The 19,149-nt window shown below is 27.6% G+C and carries 10 protein-coding genes; 9 read left to right on the top strand and 1 reads right to left on the bottom strand.

From position 1 onward, the window contains the following. The first annotated feature begins 50 nt into the window (after positions 1 to 50). From LXN10_RS15425 to LXN10_RS15465, 9 genes are all read left to right on the top strand, one after another. Positions 51 to 3,020, top strand: coding sequence for an ABC transporter substrate-binding protein (locus LXN10_RS15425; RefSeq protein ID WP_375723865.1), 2,970 nt, complete (start codon positions 51 to 53; stop codon positions 3,018 to 3,020). Continuing rightward, on the top strand, positions 3,013 to 3,702 hold the full coding sequence (locus tag LXN10_RS15430) for a response regulator transcription factor (RefSeq protein ID WP_375723866.1): 690 nt from the start codon (positions 3,013 to 3,015) through the stop codon (positions 3,700 to 3,702). The genes LXN10_RS15425 and LXN10_RS15430 overlap by 8 nt, the downstream gene beginning before the upstream one ends. Positions 3,703 to 4,500: 798 nt before the next feature. Beyond that, on the top strand, positions 4,501 to 6,252 hold the full coding sequence (locus LXN10_RS15435; protein WP_375723867.1) for a GGDEF domain-containing protein: 1,752 nt from the start codon (positions 4,501 to 4,503) through the stop codon (positions 6,250 to 6,252). Positions 6,253 to 6,325: 73 nt separating this feature from the next. Beyond that, complete coding sequence (locus LXN10_RS15440; RefSeq protein ID WP_375723868.1) at positions 6,326 to 7,873, top strand: TolC family outer membrane protein; 1,548 nt, start codon at positions 6,326 to 6,328, stop codon at positions 7,871 to 7,873. Beyond that, complete coding sequence (locus tag LXN10_RS15445; RefSeq protein ID WP_375723869.1) at positions 7,873 to 8,847, top strand: OmpA family protein; 975 nt, start codon at positions 7,873 to 7,875, stop codon at positions 8,845 to 8,847. Before LXN10_RS15440 ends, LXN10_RS15445 begins: the two co-directional genes overlap by 1 nt. A 13-nt stretch (positions 8,848 to 8,860) precedes the next feature. After that, positions 8,861 to 11,011, top strand: a complete 2,151-nt coding sequence (locus LXN10_RS15450) for a type I secretion system permease/ATPase (RefSeq protein WP_375723870.1) — start codon at positions 8,861 to 8,863, stop codon at positions 11,009 to 11,011. Continuing rightward, positions 11,008 to 12,441 carry an HlyD family type I secretion periplasmic adaptor subunit gene (locus tag LXN10_RS15455; RefSeq protein ID WP_375723871.1) on the top strand — a complete coding sequence of 478 codons (1,434 nt, stop codon included), beginning with the start codon at positions 11,008 to 11,010 and terminating at the stop codon, positions 12,439 to 12,441. The genes LXN10_RS15450 and LXN10_RS15455 overlap by 4 nt, the downstream gene beginning before the upstream one ends. After that, positions 12,441 to 12,917 (top strand): hypothetical protein, encoded by a 477-nt coding sequence (locus tag LXN10_RS15460; protein ID WP_375723872.1) that lies wholly within the window; start codon positions 12,441 to 12,443, stop codon positions 12,915 to 12,917. Before LXN10_RS15455 ends, LXN10_RS15460 begins: the two co-directional genes overlap by 1 nt. Positions 12,918 to 12,932: 15 nt before the next feature. Further along, on the top strand, positions 12,933 to 18,587 hold the full coding sequence (locus tag LXN10_RS15465; protein ID WP_375723873.1) for a beta strand repeat-containing protein: 5,655 nt from the start codon (positions 12,933 to 12,935) through the stop codon (positions 18,585 to 18,587). Positions 18,588 to 18,602: 15 nt separating this feature from the next. On the opposite strand, the gene LXN10_RS15470 is transcribed toward LXN10_RS15465, so the two are convergent. Next, complete coding sequence (locus LXN10_RS15470) at positions 18,603 to 19,142, bottom strand: hypothetical protein (RefSeq protein WP_375723874.1); 540 nt, start codon at positions 19,140 to 19,142, stop codon at positions 18,603 to 18,605. Between the last annotated feature and the right edge of the window lie 7 nt (positions 19,143 to 19,149).

Here is a 19,149-nt window from a genome sequence, read left to right on the forward strand (position 1 = left end):
ACAAATAAAAAGTATCATCATCTTATTAAACTAAAGAGAACTAATATAATATGAAAAACATTCTACTACTTTTTCTTTTTCTTTCTTTTGCATACTCACAAGAATTGCAAAAAATAAAACTCCAACTACAATGGAAACACCAATTTGAATTTGCAGGTTTCTATGCAGCAAAACAGCAAGGTTATTATAAGAAATATGGTCTTGATGTAGAGTTTATTGAATTTAACTCAAAAATGAATATTGTCAATGAAGTACTTAAAGGTAACGCAGACTATGGACTTAGCTATTCAACTTTGATTGCAGATTATATGAAAGGTCAACCTATCGTATTTATAGCAAACTTTTTTAAGCAATCTCCTTTAGTCTTAGTTACACAAAAAAACATTCATACCCCTGCTGATATGAAAGGGAAAAAAATAATGGGACTACTTGATGGTACCCATAAACAAATCATATTAACAATGTTAGATAAATTTAATGTTACAGAAAATGATTTTATAAATATTACACGAAAATTTAGTATTAAAAGTTTTATCAATAAAGAAGTTGATGCACTAAGTATTTTTACAACCAATGAAATTTATACATTAGATAAATTAGGTATTCAATACAATATTTTAGATCCTGCAGTATTTGGAACAAAATTTTATGATTTAAATCTTTTTACTTCTAAAAGTGAGTTACAAAATAACCCTGATCGTGTTAAAAACTTTAGAAAAGCTTCTATTGAAGGTTGGGAATATGCTTTAAAACACAAAGAAGAGATTGCAGACCTTATTATGAAAAAATATAATACTCAAAATAAGACAAAAGAAGCCTTACTCTTTGAAGCAAATCAAATCGAATATTTAATGCTAACCAATGTTTATCCTATTGGAAGTATTGATTTAGAAAGAGTAGAAACTATTGCTGATAGTTTTAGTCAATCAATGTACATGCAAAAAGAATCAAGAGAAGAGTTAGAGGATTTTATATATAAAGCAAAAAAAAATACTCTAGAATTAACAACAAAACAAAAAGAGTATCTTCAACAAAAGAAAGTTTTAAAACTCTGTGTTGATCCAAATTGGATGCCTTTAGAAAAAATTGAAGAGGGAAGACATATTGGACTAGCGGCTGACATTATTCAATTAATTTCTAAAAAAATCAATATACCCTTACAGCTCATAAAAACTAACAATTGGTCAGAAACTTTAGATAAAGTAAAAAAAAGAGAGTGTGATATTTTGTCACTTGCCGCAAAAACTCCTTCAAGAAAAGAATATCTTGACTTTACTACACCTTATGTAAAAATACCTTTAGTTGTTGCAACAAAAACAGGAGTTCCTTTCTCAGACAATTTAAATAAACTTAAAGAAAAACCTTTAGGAGTAGTAAAAAACTATTCTATTTATGAATTATTAAAAGCAAAATATCCAAATATTAACTTAGTTGAAGTTGGATCTGTAAAGGAAGGTTTAGACTTCATTGAACAAGAAAAGATTTTTGGATTATTAGATAATTCAATAGTAATCAATGATACGATTCAAAGAGATTATTTACATAATAAAATTAGTATTACAGGACAATTCCCTGAAAGTTTTCATCTAAGTATTGCTTCAAGAAATGATGAACCTATTTTACACAATATTTTAGAAAAAGCTCTTCTATCAATTGACAGAAAAACAAAAGATCAAATAATAATAAAATGGACTAATCTTAAGTATCAAGTAAAAACAGATTACAGAATAATTGTACAATTAATATTTATAACTCTTGTATTAATTAGTATTTTTATATATTGGAATTTAAAACTTAAAGATGAGATAAAAAAGAAAGAAATGGCTAAAAAGAAATTACAAGATAGTGAAGAAAAATTTCGAACACTTTTCAATGTAGCCCCAGTACTTTTAAATGCATTTGATGAAAAAGGAAAAGTAGTTTTATGGAATAAAGAGTGTGAAAAAGTTTTTGGTTGGAAAAAGGAAGATATAATAAAAGTTGAAAATCCATTATCTATGTTTTATCCGAAAAAAGAAGATCAACAAAAAGTTTTAGATTCTTTAAAAGAAATACAATACAATATTTACCAAGAATGGCACCCTCAAACAAAAAATGGTGAAAATATTATTACTATGTGGGCGAATATCAAATTACCAAATAATGAAGTTATAAACTTAGGATATGATATTACAAAACAAAGAGCATATGAATACTCATTAAACCAAAAAACAGAACAACTAGCTATTGCAAAAAAACAATTAGAAGAGTTAAATAATTCTCTTGAAGAAAAAATAGAACTTGAAATTGAAAAAAGCACTAAACATCAAATGATATTAATGCACCAAAGTAAGTTAGCACAAATGGGAGAGATGATTGAAAATATCGCCCACCAATGGAGACAACCTCTAGCTCAAATTAATTCATCTGTACTTCTTATTGATGCTGTTTTATCAAAAAATAAATTTGAAGATAATACTATCGAGAATAAATTATTAGAAATAGAATCACTAACTTCTTATATGTCTAAAACTATTGATGATTTTAAAAACTTCTTCAATCCAAATAAACAAAAGAGTATTTTTAAAATTGAAAGTGCTATTGAAAAAGCCTACGATGTAGTGAAAGGCTCTTTAAATATTCACCAAATAAAAATCACAAAGAATATTAACAAAGAATTGAAATGTAAAAGTTATATATATGAACTTCAACAAGTAATATTGACTCTATTAAATAATGCAATAGATGCATTAGTTATTATGGATATAAGAACACCTGAAATAATTATAAGTGTTTATGAAAGCAATAATAATATTATAATTACAATAGAAGATAATGCCTTAGGAATAAAGGAAGATTTATTAGAAAAGATTTTTGTGCCTTATTTTACCACAAAACATAAATCACAAGGTACAGGGTTAGGTTTATATATGGCTAAATTAATTATAGAAGATGGATTAAATGGAAAATTAAAAGTAGAAAATAAACAACATGGTGCATGTTTTATAATAGAAATTGAAAAAGGAATAGATAATGGGTGAAGAAATATATCCGTATAAAGTATTGTTTGTAGAAGATGAAGAAATTATAAGAGAAAACTATACAACATATTTAAAAATGCTTTTTAAAGAAGTATATGAAGCAAAAGATGGAGAAATAGCACTTAAACTTTACAAAGAAAAAAAACCAGATATTATAATTATAGATATCCACCTACCTAAATTAAATGGTATAGAACTACTTAAAAAAATTAGAGAAAATGACCATTCAACAAAAGCTATTATGCTAACAGCACATACTGATAAAACATTTTTACTAGATGCTGCATCATTGAAACTTACAAAATATCTTGTAAAACCAATTTCTAGAAAAGAGTTAAAAGATGCACTTAATGAGTCTATTGAAGAGTTAAATAATTATGACATATTGCCAATAAAAAAAATAAAATTGAAAGATAACTATATCTGGAATACAGAACTTCAAGAATTAAAAAATAATAGTAAACTAATTGAACTTACAAGTAAAGAAAAAAAACTATTAACTATTTTACTCTCTCGTAAAGATAAAGTATTTTCTTATGATGAAATTTTCGATTACTTTTGGAGGGAAGAAGAATCCTTCACTCTAAACAGTTTAAAAAACTTAGTAAAAAGATTAAGAAAGAAATTGCCAGAAAATACTATTATAAATCAATTTAATGAAGGATATAAAATCAAGTTTTAGGAATTCGATACTTAACTAATATTACTATCCAAATATTTAAAGTTAACATAAATAAATTAGGGAGATATGAAAAAATACTTTCATTCCTAAATAAATAAGCTTGTATATTTATAGAAAAAGAGTTGAGAATTCTTGTAGTGAATAGCATAACTTCAATAATAAATAAAAAACAAGAAACCCTATCGAATAATGTAAATTTTTCTGATGAATAGAACCAAAAAAGCCAAGAATAAATTGATGCAAAGAATATACACGAAGAAGAAAAAAGAATAAGTCTTGCTTCTATATTATAATCAATATATGTAAATATGAAAAATCCTACAAAAATAATTAAAATAGGTATTATATATCTAATGTGAACCTGTGAATCTAAGTTTAATAAAGCTCTTATTGCAATATAAAGACTAATAGTTCCAGATATAAATAGAGTATTGGCAATAACAATAGATATAAAATCAGAAATTTTATTCCTTGAAATAACCAATAAAAATCCTATAAAATAGCAATTGGCAAAATAAGTTAGAAACTTAATAGTCCTATTATAAGGATTTTGTTTATATTTAATAAACATATAAATTGAAAGAAAAAAAAGCACAAATGTATTTATAATAAAAACTATTTTTAAATCTAACAAAAAGAATCCTACCGTTTAAAATTTTATAAAGATTTATATTTTATCTAAACTAAATAAAAAAAGGAAAGGATTAATCATAAGATTACAAAATCCAAAATTATGATACTACCTTGATACTTTTATTTATTACTATTATCAATAAATTATTTATTTAAGGAAGTCCCATGAATATTATCATTCAGAGATTACTATTAAGAGGGAAACAGATTTCTCTAAAAGCAACAGTTTTATCACTTTTTTTCTTTGTCACTATTATCATAACAGTTTTACTAATATCACAACTTTTTTACTTTAGCCAAAAGCTATCATATGAAAGTATTAATACTAAAATCAATACTTTAGTAAATAATATACAAATTTCTATCAAAACAAATAATAAAATAAATACAAACATAGTTTCATTATTAAGCACAGATATTGAAACATCACCTTCTTTTTATACAAATATACTAAAAAATAATCCATCTTTATATTCAGTATACAAAGGTTATAAGGATGGTAGCTTTTATGAAATAATAAATTTAGACATACACAATTCTTTGAGAGAAATATATAAAGCATCTTTGAGGGATAAATGGCTTTTAATAAAAGTAAAAGGCTCTATGCAAGATAAAAGAGAAGTCACCTTATTAAATAGCAATTTAAATATTACTAGTGTTAAAGTAGAAAAAAACAGTTATAACCCTACTCTTAGACCTTGGTATATTGCTTCATTAAAAAGTGACAAAATAATAAAAACTCAACCTTATGAATTTTCTAATATTCCTGCAAAAGGAATAACTTATGCCAAAGAGATTGAAAAAAGCAAAAATGTAGTTGCCATTGATGTATTGGTTTATGATATTCAATCTATAATAAATAATCTTATTAATCAAGATTATATGGAAGCTTATTTATTTAATGAAAATGGATTTATAATCTCTTCATCAAAAAAACAGAATATGTTGATTAATAATTTTATAAAACTAAAACATAAATTATCTGAATTTAAAATGCCTAAGATTATTACTTTAAATAATGAAAAGTATATTCTTCAAATTATTCCACTTCAAGGTATAAACTCAAAAGATTATGTTGCTCTTTTTGCAAAGAATTCACAAGTTGTAGCCCCTTATAAAAAAGAGGTTTATATAATAATTGAATATTTCCTAATCAGTTTATTTATAATAATTCCTTTGCTTATTTATTTTTCAAATATTATTGTCAAACCTATTTACAAATTGGTTGATGCTAGCCAAAAAGTAAAAAATAGAGAATTTAATTCTATTAAAATAATAAATAGTCCTGTTTTAGAAATTGCACTACTTTCAACTTCTATAAAAGATATGTCAAATTCTATTTATTCTTATCAACACTCTCTTGAAGAGAAAGTTAAGCAAAGAACAAAAGAGTTAATATTAAAAAATGAAGAGTTACATATACTATCTATAACAGATAAATTAACTGGCTTATATAATAGAGTACAACTTGATAAAACTTTACACCTTGAAGTTAGTAAAAGTCTAAATTCTCAAAATGATTTTTGCATTATACTAATTGATATTGATTTCTTTAAAAGAGTCAATGATAACTATGGACATCAAATAGGAGATGATGTATTAGTTGAAACTGCCAATACATTAAAAAATTCTATTAGGAAAAGTGATATTTTAGGTCGATGGGGAGGAGAAGAATTTTTAATTATATGCCCTCAACTAAAAATCGAAGATGCGGTAATTATAGGTAATAAACTAAAAGAAGCTGTAGAGAACCATAATTTCTCAACTTATCCTAAAAATGTAACTATTAGTTTAGGATTAGCAGACTTCTATAAAGGCATAACTAAATCAGAAGAAATTTTAGCTAATGCAGATAAAGCACTATATGAAGCAAAAACAAATGGAAGAAATCAAGTAAAAATTTTCCAAAATAATTAATACTTTTATTTTTTGATACTTTTATGATACATGTTATCAATAAAATACCTATTATAAAATAAAAAGGTAGTTTATGAGGGACTTTAAGAAAAAAAAGCTATTTAGCATAATAGTAGCAAGTAGCATAACAGTATTTAGTACAAATTTATGTGCATTAAATTTAAAACAGAGTGTATCAAAAGTAATAGATACCAATCCAGTAGTTAAAGAGAGAATAAATAACTATAGAGCTACTCAACAAGATTTAAAAATTGCCGAATCTGAATATCTACCAAGAGTTGATTTTAGGACAGGTGTTGGCTATAAAAATGCAGGGAAATTAAATAATGAAATTAAAGATGTAAATTATGATTACTATGAAAACTCTTTAAAACTTACACAAAATTTATTTAATGGCTTTGATACTACTCATAAAGTTGATTACCAAGAATCAAGAGTATTAGCAGCAGCATATCATTACTTAGAAAAAGCAAATGATATGAGTTTTAGGATGGTTGAAGCATATATCAATGTATTAAAGAATTATAAACTATTACAAAATGCAAAAGATAATGTTGAATTCCATGAGCAAATGTTTGAAAATATTAAAAACTTGTATGATGCAGGACTAGATAGAGAATCTTCTATTTCTAAAGTAAAAGCAGGATTAGCACTTGCTAGAACAAACTATATTGCACAAAAAAACAATACAAAAGATGCTGAATTTAAATTTGCAAGAATTTATGGTAAACACCCAAATGTTACTCAAATGGAAAATCCAACTATAAATGTAAAAATGCCTGAATCAATTCAAAGAGCAACAATGTATGCAATGAAAAACAATCCATCTGTTCTTGTAAGTAATTACAATATTAAAGGGGCACAGGCTTTATATAAAAAATCTAAAAGTGGTTATTATCCAAAAATAGATTTTGAAATTGAACAACTTTATAATGACTATCACCGAACTAATAATGGCTTTGATGAGCCAGATGATAGATTTAGAGTTGGTTTTGTATTAAATTGGAATTTATACAAAGGTGGTGCTGACAGTGCCGAGAGACAAAAAGCAATAAGCAAAGTACATCAAGAAGTGCAAATCCAACAAGATTTAAAACGACAAGTAATAGAAGGATTACAATTATCTTGGTCTGCGTATGAAAATATAAAAGAACAAATCAAACAACTAGAAGTTTACAACGAATATAGTGAGACTACAAGAACAAGTTATCAAGAGGAGTACAACTTAGGAAAAAGAACACTTCTTGACCTTACAACTGCTCAAAACGATGTTATTAATTCAAGAGCTCAAATGATTCAAGCTCAAAGTGAATATACCTTTTCTCAATATAGACTTTTAGATGCAATGGGTTTATTAGTTACAGTTGTAATGGGTGACCAATCGAGTTATGAAAATGCAGTTAATATCAATACAGATGACATGAAATATGAACTTGATACTTTACCTATAAAATTAGATGCTGATAATGACATGATTACAAATAATCTTGATATTTGTGATAATTCATCTGATGGAAATATCATGCCATTTGGTTGTCAAAAAGAGATATATGACCCAAATAAAGATATCTATCTAAAAGCACTTAAAAATAATTCAACTTTTAACAAAGGGAAAAAATAATGAAAAAACTAGCATCACTACTATTTACATCAGCACTGTGTTTTGCTGGAGTTTATGATTATCCATATTTAATAAATTCAAAAGAAAAATACCAAGATAGTGTTATAAATAAAGAGCTTATGTATGGGGAGTTTCAAGCAATAATTAGATTTAAACCTATTTATTTTAATCCAAGTACTAATAACATAACAAAAGATTCTCAAGATTATTTAGATGAGATTATAAAAACTTATAAAAAATATGAAAAGAAAACAACTATTGTGACTATTATTGGTCATACAGATGTAGTTCAAACAAAAACTGAAAAAGTAAATCAATCATGGTGGTATCCAACTTATCCAAATGACTTAACTCAAGAATCAAGTGAAAAAATTGCACTTTCATATGCAACTTATACTCAAAATGAACTTTTAAATAAAGGTATTCCTAAAAACAATATTCTAATTGAACAAAGAGCAGGTTTAGATAATTTATACACAACAGAAACAAAAGAAGGTAGAGATTTAAACTATAGAGCGATGGTTACATTATATGTTAAAAAAGACTTAGATGCAGATAGTGATGGGGATGGAGTAATAGACAGTAAAGACAAATGTCCTATGACTCCAAAAGGTCATAAAGTTAATAGTGATGGTTGTTCTACAATATTAAACTTAACAATCAATTATGATGTTGCTTCATATAACATCACAAATGATTCAATGGTCAAATTAAAAACACTTGTTGAGTTTATGAAAAAAAATAAAAAATTTAAAGTAGTTTTATATGGTCATACAAGTAATGAGGGAAGTAATTTAAAAAATCAAATACTTTCTGAAAAACGAGCATTAAGTATTAGAAAATATTTAATCAATCAAGGTATTACGCCTTCTAGAATAGCTACTTATGGGAAGTCTTCATCTGAACCAGTAGCATCAAATGAGACAAAAGAAGGAAGAGAAAAAAATAGAAGAGTTGAAGTACAACTATACTAATGGATAAAAATAAATGACAAAAAACCCAGACAATTATAATAAAAAAGACTCTTTATTAGAGTCTTTAGTGCTTTATTCAAAATTATATTATAAACCATATACTAGTGAAGCTATAATGTCTGGATTACCCTCTTCACATCTAAGTAGTGATAAAACTCTATTGGGGAAAAATAGTTCTAGATCACTTTTTTCTAGAGCAGCCTCTAGGGCTGGACTTAAAACAACATTAGTTCAACGCCCTATTGTAGAAATATCAAAATTACAACTTCCTATGATTATACTTTTAAGTAATGAATATAGTTGTATTTTAGAAGATTTTTCAAAAGAGAAAAATAAAGCTAAAATAATTCATGCAAATGAAAATGAACCTGTTGAAGAGTGGGTAGATATAGAAAAACTTGAAAATGAGTATTTAGGTTTTGCATTTATGTTAAAAAAGCCCTACTCCCATGGAAGTGTAGATAAAAAATTATCTACTCATAAAAAACATTGGTTTTGGGATACTTTAAAATTATCAAAATCAATATACAAAGATGTTTTACTAGCATCTTTACTTATTAACTTATTTGTTTTAGCTACTCCTCTTTTTACAATGAATGTATATGATAGAGTTATTCCAAATAGTGCTATAGAAACCTTATGGATGTTCACTTTTGGTGTAGTTACAGTTTATATACTAGATGTATTTTTAAAATTTACAAGAAGTTATTTACTTGAACTTGCTGCAAAAAAAAGTGATATTATTATGTCATCAATAATATTTGAAAAAGTATTAGATTTAAATCTATCTTCATATCCAAAATCTGTTGGTTCTTTTGCAAGTAATATAAAAGATTTTGATGCTATTCGTTCTTTTTTAACAAATGCAACATTAACTATTATTATAGATTTTCCATTTGCTTTGATATTTTTACTTTTAATTGCTTATATTGGAGGAACTATTGTATTTATCCCTATATTTATTTCAATTATAATTTTATCATATGCTTTTTTAATCAAAAAACCTTTACAAAGAAGTATAGAAAGTAGCCATGAAGCCTCTGCTAGAAAAAATGGAATACTAATAGAAAGTTTACAAAATATTGAGACAATAAAAGCATTTGGACTATCTGGGAAAATGCAATGGATGTATGAAGAAGCCACAGGAGAAATAGCAAAAAAAAGTATTAATTCAAGACTTATATCAAGTTCAATTCCTAATGTAACAGCATTTTTAGTGCAACTAAATACAATCATTTGTGTTGTATATGGAGTTTATTTAATCTCTGCTTTCCACTTAACAATGGGAGGATTGATTGCTGTTATTATTTTATCATCAAGAACAGTATCTCCATTGGGACAAGCAGCTGGACTAATTACAGGTTATGAAGATGCAAAAGCTTCATATACTCTTATAAACTCAATTATTTCAAGACCTATTGAAAGACCAGAAGGAAAAGAGTTCATAAAAAGAGAAATTTTATTTGAAAATATAGAGTTTAGAAATGTAAGTTTTTCTTATCCTGAGACAAATATAGAAGTCCTAAAAGATGTTAGTTTTACTATAAATAAAGGTGAAAAAGTTGCAATGTTAGGAATGATAGGTTCAGGAAAAAGCACTTTAAGCAAACTACTTTTAAAACTGTATGAACCAACTAGTGGTTCTATTTTAATAGATGGAATAGATATTAAACAAATAGATCCAGCCAATCTAAGAAAAAGTATTAGTTATGTACCTCAAGAAATTAATTTATTTCAAGGGACAGTAAAAGAGAATATTTTAAATAACTATAAATACTATACAGACGAAGAGATATTGGACATAGCAAAAGTAGCAGGAGTAGATGATTTTGTAAAAATACATCCTTTGGGATATGACATGCAAATCAATGAAAGAAGCATAGGCTTATCAGGTGGGCAAAAACAAACAGTGGGAATAGCAAGAGCTCTTTTAAATGATACAAATACTTTATTATTTGATGAGCCAATGAATGCAATGGATCAAACAACTGAAAGAAGTATTATAAATAGACTAAAAAGCGTAATAGAAGGAAAAACTCTTCTTTTAATCACTCAAAAACTCACTACTCTTGATTTATGTGAAAGAGTTATTGTCTTACATAATGGTAAAAAAATAATGGATGGATCTAAACCTGAAATTCTAAAACAGTTAGGTAGCAAATGAAAACTTTGTTAATAAAAATAGCTAGCTTATTTCAAAACCTAGAATTTATACATGAGAAAATAGAAGCTACTCTTAATAAATTTAAGCGTAAAAATAATTTACCAGTAAAAGAAAACTTCAAAGAAGAAGATTATGAATTTATGGAAAGTTTAAGTGGTGCTATTTTAGAAAAGCATCCAAGAAAACTTCATTTTATACTTCAATTTTGGGCAATTACTATTTTAATATTTATTATTTGGGCTTCTTTATGCGATATTGATGAAGTATCAAGAGGAATTGGAGATGTAATACCTAGTAATGAAAATCAAATAATGCAAAACTTAGAAGGTGGTATTATAGAAAGTATCAATGTAAATGAAGGTGATCATGTAAAAAAAGGTACAGTTTTATTAAAAATAAACAATGAAAAATCTATTTCAACTTTTGAGTCAAATGAAGTAAAAGCTATGTCTTTAGAAGCAAAAATTCTAAGACTAACAGCAGAATCAGAAGCTAAAGATTTTGATGTTACAAAAAATACAAATGAAGAGTTGACTCCATATATAAAAAATGAATTAAGCCTTTATAAGACAAATCTAAATCAATTAAATTCTGATTTAAGTATCTTAGAAGAGCAATTAATTCAAAGAAAAAATTCACTTGCAGATGCAAAATCAAAGAAACTCTATCTTTCAAAATCATTGGTAATGGTAAGAAAAGAAATAAGTATGACAGAACCAATGGTTGAAAGAGGTATTGCATCAGAAGTTGATTTATTAAGATTAAAAAAAGAAGAAAATCAAGGGGTTGATGAATTAAAAAGTTCAGAATTTTTAATTATTCGTTACAACTCAGAAATTCAAGAAATAATGCATAAAATTGATTCTACAAAACTTTCATTTCAATCAAAAGCAAAAGCAGCATTAACTGAGACTATTTCAGAATATAAAAGAACTGTGTCTAATTCTAAAGCACTAGAAGATCAAGTTACAAGAACCCTAGTAAGAGCTCCAAGAGATGGTATTATTCAAAAACTTTTTATAAATACTGTAGGTGGAGTTGTAAAACCAGGTGATAATCTTATAGAGATAGTTCCTACAAATGAAAAACTTCTTGTGAATGCAAAAATAAAGCCAGCTGATATTGCATTTATTTATCCATCTCAAAAAGCAATAGTAAAATTTTCTGCCTATGATTTTTCTATTTATGGTGGTATTGAAGCAAAAGTTGTGAATATAAGTCCAGATACGATAAAAGACAAAGATGGTAAAACTTACTACATTGTAAGAATAGAAACACAAAATAATAAATTAAATCAAAAATCAAAAAAAATGAAAATTATTCCTGGAATGACTGCACAAGTTGATATTCTAACGGGTAAAAAAAGTATTTTAAGTTATATATTAAAACCAATTCTTAAAACAAAGCAATATGCTTTTGGAGATAGATAATGACAAATATAATTACATTTAGTAACAGTCAAGAACAAATTCATAAATGGGGGGAAAAGCTTCCTGATTACAATATAAATATTTTGTTACCTATAACAGAATCTTTCACTTATGAAGGGGTGATTGCAATTGTAGATGAAACATCATATAAAAAAGATATTGATAAAATAATTAATCAACTTAAAAAACAAAAAATAAGAATACTTTTACTTGAAGAAAACCCTACATTTGAAAAAGCAAAAGAGTACATAAAATCTGGCATCTGCGGATATGGAAACTTAGAATTAAACTCTAAGCAACTAAATGACGCAATAAAAGTCATAAGAGATGACTTAATTTGGTTAGCTCCTGAATTTAAAACAGAACTATTGAGCGATATCAATCAAAAAGAAATACTTCAACATAAAAGAATAGATAACAAATATAAAAATATAATTATTTTATCTGATGAGATAATTAGCATAATGAAAATTTAAAATAAGGATAAAAAGATGACAAAGATTATTGCAATAGTACAAAATACAACAGGTGTTTTTTATGTTAAAAACCAAAATGGAGAAATGCATAAAATAACAGTAGGTGAAAAAATATATGAAGGTGATACAATCATCCCCTCATCTAATAATAGTGCAAATGATATAGTTTTATTAGATGACAATAGCACACATCAACAATTTGCCATTCCCTCTTATGAAGAGATATTATTAACTCAAGAATTTGTAAATGATGTCTTTAATAATCCTGATTTAAACTTTAATTCACAAGATATTAATAATGCTCTTAAATTAGCTCAAAATGATTACAATAATGAGAGTAATAGTGCCCAATTTGTTCAACTAGATAACTCACAAACTGATGTTAATAGTGATTTGAGACAAGCAGAATTTTTAGGGAATAAATATGAAAAAAATATTCCAAAAGAACAAACACAAGAAGAGAGTGAATTTGCACAATTAAATATCACACAAACTGATGTTAATAGTGATTTAAGACAAGCATCTTGGCCGTTGATTAAAGATTATGGAAAACTAAAAGAGTCAGATGAAACATCATTTAGAAATATTGATGTTGATAATAAATTTACTCTAAGAGAGGGGGCTAGTGTTGATATAGTTAGTGACTTAAGAAAAGCCCAATGGTTTGATGGAATGGAAGAGCCAAAATATGAAGGAGAATATGATAATGCCCCAGATATCCCTTCTAATACTACTCCTGAAATAACAAATAGCATTCCAAGAGCAGTAGATGATACAAAAGTTATTATAAAAGAAGGAGGAGCCAGTGTAAATGGACAACTCCTTTCAAATGATATACCAGGAAATGATGGGTTAATAAAAGGAAAAGAGCTCAAAGAGTTCACTTATAATTCAACATCTCATACTTTTGATGCTACACATCAAAGTTACATAATTACTACAAGAATTGGAAAATTAACAGTAAATATAGATGGAACTTGGACTCTTGACCCAACTGGTATTACAATCACAGAACATACACCTGATAGTTTTACTTATAAAATTGTAGATAGTAATGGTGATGTATCAAATAGTGCTACACAGCCTTTTTTGATGTTTGATAAAGATTTTGATCCAAATATTACAGCAACAACAAAGGAAGATACAACAAAAACAATTATTCTCAATGATGTAGGTGGTGATATTAAGATAAAAGATACAACATCTGGTAATCAAAAAACTCTAGCTTCTGGTGAATCTATAGATATAACAAGAAGTGGTGATAATGAAGTAGTTGGAAAAGTTACTAATAATGGTGATGGCTCTATATCTTTTGTTCCTTCTGCTCATTATAGTGGAAATGATGCTAATTTCTCTTATGAAGTAACAAGAAGTGATAAGACTACAATAGTAAATGACAGTGTAACCGTAACTGTATCTCCACAAGCTGAAACAAAAACAACAGATACTGATAAGGACAATCAAAATGATGTTTTAACACAAGGGGATAAAACATATTCACCAATTAGCGAAAGTGCCACATATAACTATATATCACTTAGTGGATTACATGTAAGCAATGAAGATGATAGAGGAAATAGTTCAAATCCTTTTGCTTCTGAACTTACAACTGTAAAATTAAGTGGTGTACCAGTTGGATTTAAATTTTTGTATAATGATGGAACTAGCGACCATGAACTTACCGTTACAAATGTAAATGATGGAGTTACTATTCCTTTTGAATACATTTCAACACTGCAAATAAAACCAACAAACTATTATGCAGGTGAGATTAAAATAGAAATGAGAATTATCACAGTAGATACTGAGACAGGAAAAGAAAGTACAAGTACCTCTGAACCTGATTATTTAACCATAAAAGTAAATAATGTAGCAGATCCTGTTACAATTAATGCAGAGCAAGCAAGTGGAAATGAAGATGCTGGAAGAGCTAATGGAAATACTACTAATGATGCAAATGCAAACGCAATAACAAATCCAGAAAATGGAATAAAACTTGATATTACTCCAACTTCTGCTGATACAAGTGGAAGAGAAGAATTCACAATTATTATTTCAAAAATTCCTGATGGTGGTGCAATATATTATAAAGATGCAAATGGAACTATAGTCGTTGATGAAAATGGAGTAGTAAGTGGTTCAAATTCTAATGTTACAGTGTCAAATACAGGAACAACAAGCCAAGGGACATCAGGTTGGCAAGTTACTATTGCAGATTTTGACAATAATGCACCTTTAACATTCATCCCTCCTCATAATGATAATAAAGACTATACTCTTGAGGTAAATGGATTTACAAAAGATGGTATAGATGTATCTTCTATGCCAACTATTCCAAAAACCATAGATGTAAGTATTACAGGTGTTGCTGATATTCCAGTACATGATACTTTTATAAAAGTTGATTCAAGTGAGCAAATAAATAGTAATAGTGCAAAAAATATTTATAGTTCAGTTGTAAGTGAAGATACAAATAATACTACAAATGGCACAACTATCTCTTTTAAAGATTTATATAAAGAATCAGGACTAAACTCTTATGATAGTGATAGTTCAGAAACATTAAGTGTCGTTATCACAGGACTTGATGCAAAATTTAACATAAAAGATGTTCCTGGTGTTTCATTTAATGGAGCTGCTGGAACAGCAAGAGAATGGACTTTTGACCTTGATAAATTAGCAGATGTTTTAATTACTACATCAAAAAATTATAGTGGAGATGTAGCATTTACTGTTAAACATATTACAACAGAAGATGATGGGAATAGTAAAACATTTACTAATGATGTTGAAGTTCTTATAAAACCAGTGGTTGAAGGAACAATATCTTCTAGTACAAGTGTTATAGAAGATACAGCTACAAAAGTTAATTTCTCAATAGTAAGTGGAGATAGCGATGAGTCTCTTGATACGGTTTGGATAAATAAAGCAGATATAACAGGAAAAGAATTTACTCTTTACTCTGATAATGGAACAACTCTTCTTAGTGCTAATGGAACTACAATTATTGATGATGGTGAATATTATAAATTAAGCGGTGCTGCTATAAACAGTGTTTATATTAAATATGGTGCAGATTTAGGAAGTGCAGATACTAGTGATAAATCTTTTGGCATAAAATATACAGTAAGTGATAGTGTAACAGTACATGGGGAAACTTTTACAGATACAAATACAGGAGTTACAGGTGTATATAATATCAATCTTACTTCTATAACTGATACTATTTCGGTTGATACAAGTAATGCAGTTGCAACAAATGGTGATATAACTTATGATGCAGGTGCAAAAACTGTTACATTAAATGATACGGGAAGTTTTACTTTAGATGTGAATGTTACAGGAGATAATGATAAAGATGGCTCTGAAAACTTTACAAGACTTGTAATTGAAGGTGTTCAAAGAGGTATAACTGTAGATGGTGCTACTATGGGTATAAGTGGAGATAAAAATATTTGGTTTCTAGATATTCCAGATACTGCTATTGATGCAGATGGAGGTACATATAAAGTAACATTTAATGTAAATAATAGAATAAATCCAGATACACATTCAGATATTAAAATCACTGCTTATTCCCATGATACAGGTGCAGCAACAGATGATATACAATTGGCATCAACTAGTATAAAATTTATTGATAATATGATAGATAGTGCTGGTGCCCCTACTCCTGATATTGATGCTAAAATGACTGTAAATAATGCTTTAATAACAGAAGATACTTCATTTAAACTATCTTCAATATTAAATGTAACTGCAGATATTGCAAATGACCCAAATGCAACAGCAACTTATTCAATTGCATTTAAAGACTTAAAAAATGTTTCATTTGATACTGATTCATCAAATTATACAATAAATACATATGATGACAATGGGACAATAATATATGTCATAACGGCAACTGGAACTCAAAGTAATATTGATAATATGCTTGATAATATATATTTTAAACCAACAGAAAACTATAATAAAAATAATGCAACTACACCACTTACATTCAATGCTGTTTTAACAGCCTATCAAGCAAATGGTTATGGAAGAGATACAGCAACTGTTGATTTTTCAAGTGCAAATAATACTGACTCAGTTAAACCTGTAACTGATGATATTAGTTCAAATGTTGCTTTTACATATGTTGATGAAAAAGGTGATACAGCAGCCAGTGCCCAAGAAGATGGAGAAACTACTATAAAAATAACTTTTGACACAGTTGATGACCCTCATTATAAAATGGTACAAGGTGCGGCAGACTCAAGTACTTTAACAACTATTGAGATAAAACAAACAAGTGGAATATATGGGACTCTTTCATGGAATGGGGGAAGTTATACTTTTGATGCAACACATTCAAGTGCAATTGTGCCTATTGGTCAATTAAATAGTGGTGATTTAAAATTCACACCAATAGCAAATAAAGCAGGTAGTGCAAGTTTTAGCTATACAGTTTACGCACTTGAAGATGGAGCTGATAATATTAATACTACAACAAAAAGTTTTAGTATAAATGTTGCAGCAGTAGCAGATGGTATTAATTTACCTGATTTATCGGGTAAAGGAGATGAAGATAGTTTTATTGAAATATATGCAGATAAAGCAAACTCAACCTCACTTAAAGGTGCAACTTCAATAGATACTGATGGTTCTGAAAGTATCACATCTATGTTTATAAAAAGTGTACCAGAAAACTTTTTAATCTATATTGGAGATTCTCATCAAACCTTAGCTACTAAAGGAAGTATTGATGGGAATGGAAATTATAGTTGGACAATAAATATAAGTGGAGGAATACCAAAAATTTGGATAAAAGCTCCAGAAAATTGGAGTAGTACAACACCTGTAGATTTGACCCTTGAAACAGTAGTAAAAGATGGTAGTTCTACTGCCATAGTTTCAAAAGATTTTCAAGTTACTGTTGATAGTGTTGTTGATGGATTTTCATCTGTAACACCTAATGATGCAATGCAAACAGGAAGTGCAGATACTGCAATAAATCTAAATGCCAATGCTATAGATTTAGATGGCTCTGAAACAGGTATTTTAACACTGACAGGACTTGGTGTTGGAGCAACTTTTAAACAAGCTGGATCATTGATAAGTGCTGTTTATGATAATGGAACTGATACATATACTATTAAAGATATAGATTTAAGTACAGATAAATTAAATAAACTTACTTTCCAACAAGAAGGATTACATAACAAGCAAATTGATTATACTTTTAAAACAATAGAAAGTGATGATAATGAAGTATCATCAATAAAAAATGGAAGCTTCAATGCTACAACAGATAATGTTATCACAGATATTAACACAAGTGGTGTAGATGGTCAAGCGGATAGACTTGAGCTAAATAGTGGAGGAATAGACTTTTCAACAATTGCTTCAACAAGTATAGAAAAAATCGATTTAACTCAAAATGGAGATCATGATATCTCTAATGTAACTTTAGCAGATGTAGTAAAAATGACAGAAGGTTCAAATAACCTTATTTTTGTAGCAGATGATGCTAATGATAAAGTTCAATTAAAAAATGAGGGTGGAAATACTTGGACACAAGGTGCAGATACTACTTATGGAGGGGAGACATATAAAACTTACTCTAATAGTGGTGATCCAACAGTGAAAGTACAAATTAGTGATGATGCAAGTGTGGCAATTGCATAATCACTTTATATAACTCTACTCCAACTCCATCAATGCTTCTATTAAAGAAGCATTGATAATCGAACAAATAAATTTAACTGTACCACTCCAACCTATATATTCAACTAAATCATCCACTTTTTGATATTTTTCTTCAACATTTGGATCAGAATTTATTAAATTAAGTATCAAATTAAAAATATCATTATCATTTATTTTACAAAGTTCTAAAATATTTGTTTGAACTTCTAAATTACCATATGAATTATTTTCTTCATCTTTTGTAAAATTTTCAACTAAATTTCCAAAAATCTGTAGTGTTCTTCTTAGAGCGCTTTTTATTAATTCCATTTTATAACATAAATCTACTTTCGAGGAATAAGACATTGTAGGTAATTGAGCCTTTGTTGATACTTGGGCTAATTTAACTTCAAGTAATTTATCTAAAGTATCTTCCAAAATAGCTACAGAGATAACAATAACCTCTCGATCACTTTTATTAACTATTTTTTGTGTATATATTTTCATATTTTGTGCAAATCTTCTATTTACATCTAAGCCCTTGTCGTATATCATATTATTT

The sequence above is a fragment of the Arcobacter iocasae genome (assembly GCF_042214795.1).
GTDB classification, from domain to species: domain Bacteria; phylum Campylobacterota; class Campylobacteria; order Campylobacterales; family Arcobacteraceae; genus Arcobacter; species Arcobacter iocasae.

Excerpts from the sequence above, each read along its gene's own strand:
- LXN10_RS15430 (WP_375723866.1), top strand. The coding sequence starts at position 3,013 with ATGGGTGAAGAAATATATCCGTATAAAGTATTGTTTGTAGAAGATGAA.
- LXN10_RS15455 (WP_375723871.1), top strand. The coding sequence starts at position 11,008 with ATGAAAACTTTGTTAATAAAAATAGCTAGCTTATTTCAAAACCTAGAA.
- LXN10_RS15460 (WP_375723872.1), top strand. The coding sequence starts at position 12,441 with ATGACAAATATAATTACATTTAGTAACAGTCAAGAACAAATTCATAAA.
- LXN10_RS15450 (WP_375723870.1), top strand. The coding sequence starts at position 8,861 with ATGACAAAAAACCCAGACAATTATAATAAAAAAGACTCTTTATTAGAG.
- LXN10_RS15465 (WP_375723873.1), top strand. The coding sequence starts at position 12,933 with ATGACAAAGATTATTGCAATAGTACAAAATACAACAGGTGTTTTTTAT.
- LXN10_RS15445 (WP_375723869.1), top strand. The coding sequence starts at position 7,873 with ATGAAAAAACTAGCATCACTACTATTTACATCAGCACTGTGTTTTGCT.
- LXN10_RS15435 (WP_375723867.1), top strand. The coding sequence starts at position 4,501 with ATGAATATTATCATTCAGAGATTACTATTAAGAGGGAAACAGATTTCT.
- LXN10_RS15440 (WP_375723868.1), top strand. The coding sequence starts at position 6,326 with ATGAGGGACTTTAAGAAAAAAAAGCTATTTAGCATAATAGTAGCAAGT.
- LXN10_RS15425 (WP_375723865.1), top strand. The coding sequence starts at position 51 with ATGAAAAACATTCTACTACTTTTTCTTTTTCTTTCTTTTGCATACTCA.
- LXN10_RS15470 (WP_375723874.1), bottom strand. The coding sequence starts at position 19,142 with ATGATATACGACAAGGGCTTAGATGTAAATAGAAGATTTGCACAAAAT.